Genomic DNA, 5,194 nt, shown 5'->3' with positions numbered 1-5,194 from the left:
CCCACTCGCCATCTCACGCGGAAAAAGGCAGGCAAAACGCGGATTTTTCGGTCCTCGGAACCGCTCGCAAAAATGTACCCCCTATCCAGAGGTGCCCTTATGATAAAATAATTGAAATTATAATTAACCAGTCGAATTTTCATAAAGTAACCTGAATTTTTTAGAATACTATGGAATCGCTTCTTGCTGCCGCTGCCACCGATCCCGCGTTCGCGGATTTTCAAGTCATGAGCTATGGCAGCCTACTGCTGCCAGACCATCCCATTCGTTTTGGCTTCCAGGTGGACATTGTGCCCTCCAACTGCCCCTCCAGTATTCTGTTTGGCCTCATCAGCCGTGATCCCGTCAACAGTGGGTGCGCCAAAACCACCGGCTTCGCCGTGCGGCTGGAATTGGAAATGCGCGAGGTCTGGGACGCGCTGAATGGCAGCGGCCTCGTCGGCTGGGTGGAGCATCCGCTCGGCCTTGCCGGTTTCACCGACGAGGAACCCCTCCTGCTCGGCTGGGAGATCGAATTCCACGGTCAGGCGCTCATTCCCAAGCTCGTCGTCGCCGACCAGCAGTGGCTCTACCCGGCCATCCAGTGCCCCAATCCCATCGTCATGGAGTCCATTGTGGGCTGGAAAGGCGAGTGGGAGGCTGATCCGCGTGGCATTTTCCTGCACCCCGCCCTGTGGCGCGAGCATGTGCCCATGAGCCATCCCACTGAGCCGCAGACACAATCCATCGCCGCCTGATCAAGCTCCGGCTTGAATCCCGCCGGTTTTCCCGCTACCGGCACGGCGCATGAACAACACGGACAGTCGCATTCTCATCACCGGCGGAGCCGGATTCATCGGCAGCGCCCTCGTTTGGGAGCTGAACCGCCGGGGCTGCGAGAACATCGTCGTCTGCGACCGCCTCAGCACCGACGAGAAGTGGAAAAACCTCGTCCCGCTCAAATTCGCCGACTACATCGACGGCAACGACCTCCTCCAGGCCGTGCAGCACTCGCCCGCCAAGCTCGGCCGCTTTGACCACGTCCTGCACCTCGGTGCCTGCTCCGCCACGACGGAACGCGATGCCGATTACCTCATGCGGAACAACTACGAGTTCACCAAGCAACTCTGCCAGTGGTCGCTCGCGAATCAAACCCGCTTCGTCTATGCCTCCTCCGCCGCCACCTACGGCGACGGTGCCCACGGCATGGACGATCAAATGCCCGACATCCACGCGCTCCGCCCGCTGAACATGTACGGCTACTCGAAGCACCTCTTCGACCTCCACGCGAAACGCGAAGGCTGGCTGCCGAAGATCGTCGGCCTCAAGTACTTTAACGTCTATGGCCCCAATGAGGACCACAAGGCCGACATGCGCAGCCTCGTCCACAAAGCCTGCGGCCAGATCCTCGCTACCGGCAAGGTCCAGCTCTTCAAATCCCACCGCCCGGATTTCAAAGACGGCGAGCAAATGCGCGACTTCCTTTATGTGAAGGACGCCATTCGCATGACCCTCCACCTCGCCGAAACACCCAGCGCCGGCGGCCTTTTCAATCTCGGCTCCGGCAAGGCCCACACCTGGATCGAACTCGCCACCGCCATCTTCACCGCCCTCGGCAAGGAGCCGAATATCGAGTTCATCGACATGCCGGAGCACCTGCAATCGAAGTATCAATACTACACCTGCGCCGACATCGCCAAACTCCGCGCTTCCGGCTTCACGCAAGAAATCACCGCGCTCACCGAAGCCGTGCGTGATTACGTCCAAGGCTACCTCGTGCCGGACAAACGGCTCGGAGATGAGACGACAGGTGCCTGACCTTCTTATTCGCCCAAATCTCAGTAACTGCCGTCGCTGCGGTGACTGATTATGCCTTCACTTATCTATACACAGTCAACGTTTAAGCAATGTCGTGACTAGTGGGGGTGACATCCGCGCCTTGTTCGCCTCTGTGTCTTGGAAACACCATGTAACGTCCTTCTAACTCAAACTCCAGAGGGAAGAGTTCCTCAGAATCCTCCAAGTCGAGATCTTTCAGAATGTTGTCTCGCTCCTCTTCGTAAAGATCGAGAAGGTTCTGATTAATAACCCACCGATCCGTGCCACCAAAAAGGCAAATAGCGTGACCAGAATTGCACACATAACCCTTGAGTTCTGACCCAGAAGGAGTTCGAAATAGTGCTTTCCGACGCTCGAACATGAATGTGCCCAGCGGAGTCCCCGCTGGAATCGGAAACCAGTAATCGTCTGACCACCCAATAGCTTCTATCGCTTCTCGCACGGTCTCGCGATCATATCCGTGTTTCGAAAGCAAATCGATGTCGTCAGGCTCATAATATTGCCCCCAAGCTGCGCACTTATCTAAAGAGACTTCATCGACATCAGTGATGAGGGTGAACTTCATTGTCTGAGGCGAATATTGAAGATGGTTAAACGATCGTGAGGTTTGTCATCAGCTTTATCGCCAACGGTTTTGTCGGAACAGAGCGGGCTGTGTCCTCAAGGGTGTCGTTTTACTCTCCTATGCCGTTGTTGGGCAACAATAAATGTGGCTTTGCAACGGGCACAGGAAGGAAGCCGCTCACCGCGCTGGCGCAAACACATTCCCCAGCGGCAGCCAGCGCGCGGTCCAGGTGCCTTGATCGAGGAAGCGCACCTCGATGAGACCGCCGCTGTTGCGCGGGTCGTTTTGATCGAAGAGGAGGTTTCCCATCGAGAACCAACGCAGCGATCCCCTGCCCCGCTCCCAGCCCGGCGATGGACGATGCGTGTGCGCTCCCACGATGAGTTCCGCGCCCGCTTTCTCCGCCCAACTCGCCACCAAGCGCTCACGAATCGTCGGCGCGGCGGCGTATTCGGCCCCGCAGTGCAACAAGGCGAACAACGGCTTCGATGACGGCTTCCAAAACTCGAACGAGCCTGCCCGCAGAAGATCACGCGCCGGTGTGGGTGAGTTTTCGACATCGGTGGCCGCGCCGAGGTAAAAATCATCGAGTTCGATCATCACCCCGTCTTCCACCACCGCGATGCCTGCGGCCTCCAGGTCACGTTTCATCGACGCAAACGCCTCCGTCCCAAAATCATGGCTGTGATTGTTCGCCAATGACACAGCGGTCACGTTCAGCCGCTTCAGCCACTCCAGCGCCAAATCACGCCGCATGCCGATTTGAAACGGATGCCGCAGTTTGGCAGGCACTTCGGGCAAGAGCACGCCTTCAAGGTTCAATACCAGCGGCGCTCCGCCCGTGGCATCGAGGATCGTTTTCTCAATGCGTGCGGCCTCGCCCGGTCTGGCCAGTTTTACCGCCACTTCGCGGCCAAACTGCGTGTCTCCGCCAAAACAAACGCGTTTCCCCGGCAGCAAGCGCCCAGGGATCACCTCAGGGCTGAAAAGCTGCGTGATGTAGCTCGTCGTCTCCGGTTCATCCGGCCTGCCGCCGTAGTGGATCGCGTTACGGTTGTGCAGCACCACCGGCTTCACACCCGCATGCAGCCGCAGCATGAGCCACTGCGCCGCTTTCGAGTCGAGATGACCGGGCTGGTCGAGATTTAAAACCGCCTCCGCGTCTCCCACAGCCAGCACACGCAACGTCTCCTCATCCCGCCGCCTCGCCTCAGCCTGCGTGAGGTAGTGCGAAAAATCCGTCGATTGCACCACCAGCGTCGGCTTCTCCTGCACGCAGCGCTTCAGCAGCGGCAGCAGCTTCTCCCATTCCTCCTTCGTCGAACGCACGCCCAGCGTCACCGGCACAATCGGCACCTCGGCAAACCAACGCGCCAGCATCGGCAGCAAGGCCTGCACACCATGCTCGCGGCTAAACAGACTCGACTCACTCACCCGCGGCTCCTGCATTAGCGCCATCACCGCCGCCGCATCCACCCGCACACGGCCCAGCGGGGTGAGAAAATCCCGTATCGTCGTGGAAAACGGCGTCGTGCCCCGCTTGAAGTGATCCGGGGATAAAATCACGATGCGCTCATACTTCCCCGCCGAGGCGAGAAACAACGTCTCCGCGATCAAATCCACCGCCAGCAGGTGATGCGGCACCGTCACGCCTGTGATGCGATGTGGCAGCGGCTTCAGCTTTATCTCCGCCGCCTCACACACCTCACGAAACGGCTTCGACTCCGTGTAAAACAACGGGAACGGCTCTGCCATCAACGAGCTGCACCAAAGGAGCAGAAGCAGCATTCCTAACCGCTGATATGACGCTGATTTGACGCTAATGGCTGAATTCAATGAATGCATTTATCAGCGTCTCATTAGCGTCATATCAGCGGTTCCAAAACTCCGCCCTCAATCAATATCCCGCTTCTTCTTCCCCTTCGGATCAGCCTTCGCGGGAAACACGGGCAGCGCCCATTTCGCGCGTGGTGGCAGCTCGGGCTTCGCGGCATAGACTTTGGCACGCCATTCCTCATCCGTGGCGCGTTGGTCCTGCGGCCCGGTGAATTCAAAATGCTGATAGGCCATGCCGGTGACGAGACGCGGCGTGTTTTCATTGCCAACGAGCGCGATGAGCACACACGGCCGGCCCAGCGCCTCTTGCAGCACCTGATTGCTGTAGGCATCGGTGTGGACATCGGTGATGAGGGCGCTCTTGCCACGCTCGGCATCGGGGATGCCGTTCTGATCCAGCGGCTGCTCCATGTAGGTGAGGGTGAACTGCCAGATCTTCTCCAGGTCATCCTTCGTGAGCGGCAGGCCGCGCACCTCCTTCTCTGCGATCTCACGGCAGAATTTCATGTCGGTGTGGAAGCGGTTCAGCGGCGCCCATTCATCCTCTTCCATGCCAGGCAGCAGCGCGTGCTTCAGCATGCCCTGGCGTGTGAAGTCCGCCAACCGCTCCATCTCACGCCAGAACCTCACATCCGGCTGCACCAGGCCGCGCGGCATCGGCGGCAGTGGTTTGTCGCCATCTCCACCCTCACCCATCTCAGCGTAGCTCTGCTTGGCGTAGAGCACGGTGTCATGCTTGATCTCCGTCCAGTGGCCGAGCATCGACTCGATGTCCTTCTTCGCATACTCAGGGCCGCGCATGAAGGCCGGGTAGTTCTCGTTCCGCCGGCCTGCCAGCGTGGCGATGGCATGAAGCTGCTGCCCCGCCATGCTGCCAAACCACAGTTCATCCGGCACCTTCGCCAGCTTGCCACGCAGCTCGGCGAGCGTCTTCTCAAACACCGCCATTTGTTCGTCCGCAGGCTCAAAGCGCTC

5 protein-coding genes are annotated in these 5,194 nt (G+C 58.9%); 2 read left to right on the top strand and 3 right to left on the bottom strand.

What is annotated here, in order from left to right; genetic code table 11:
* The first annotated feature begins 170 nt into the window (after nucleotides 1-170).
* Complete coding sequence (locus tag ACILSI_RS26625) at nucleotides 171-737, top strand: hypothetical protein (protein WP_395724965.1); 567 nt, start codon at nucleotides 171-173, stop codon at nucleotides 735-737.
* Between the two features lie 49 nt (nucleotides 738-786).
* Nucleotides 787-1,797 (top strand): ADP-glyceromanno-heptose 6-epimerase, encoded by a 1,011-nt coding sequence (rfaD, locus tag ACILSI_RS26620; protein ID WP_395724964.1) that lies wholly within the window; start codon nucleotides 787-789, stop codon nucleotides 1,795-1,797.
* An 82-nt stretch (nucleotides 1,798-1,879) separates the two neighbouring features.
* Here rfaD and ACILSI_RS26615 read toward each other — a convergent pair whose 3' ends face one another.
* From ACILSI_RS26615 to ACILSI_RS26605, 3 genes are all read right to left on the bottom strand, one after another.
* Complete coding sequence (locus ACILSI_RS26615) at nucleotides 1,880-2,383, bottom strand: hypothetical protein (protein ID WP_395724963.1); 504 nt, start codon at nucleotides 2,381-2,383, stop codon at nucleotides 1,880-1,882.
* Nucleotides 2,384-2,560: 177 nt separating this feature from the next.
* Complete coding sequence (amrB, locus tag ACILSI_RS26610; protein WP_395724962.1) at nucleotides 2,561-4,171, bottom strand: AmmeMemoRadiSam system protein B; 1,611 nt, start codon at nucleotides 4,169-4,171, stop codon at nucleotides 2,561-2,563.
* A 105-nt stretch (nucleotides 4,172-4,276) separates the two neighbouring features.
* The coding region (locus ACILSI_RS26605) for a DUF3160 domain-containing protein (RefSeq protein ID WP_395724961.1) at nucleotides 4,277-5,194 on the bottom strand (918 nt) is incomplete at its 5' end.

The sequence above is a fragment of the Prosthecobacter sp. genome, from assembly GCF_044232965.1.
Taxonomy (GTDB): domain Bacteria; phylum Verrucomicrobiota; class Verrucomicrobiia; order Verrucomicrobiales; family Verrucomicrobiaceae; genus Prosthecobacter.
The sequence above is the reverse complement of the archived record's forward strand: the minus strand, read 5'-3'. Positions and strand labels throughout refer to the sequence as shown.

Coding starts and splice junctions, on each gene's coding strand:
- ACILSI_RS26625 (WP_395724965.1), top strand. CDS start 171: ATGGAATCGCTTCTTGCTGCCGCTGCCACCGATCCCGCGTTCGCGGAT.
- rfaD (WP_395724964.1), top strand. CDS start 787: ATGAACAACACGGACAGTCGCATTCTCATCACCGGCGGAGCCGGATTC.
- ACILSI_RS26615 (WP_395724963.1), bottom strand. CDS start 2,383: ATGAAGTTCACCCTCATCACTGATGTCGATGAAGTCTCTTTAGATAAG.
- amrB (WP_395724962.1), bottom strand. CDS start 4,171: ATGCTGCTTCTGCTCCTTTGGTGCAGCTCGTTGATGGCAGAGCCGTTC.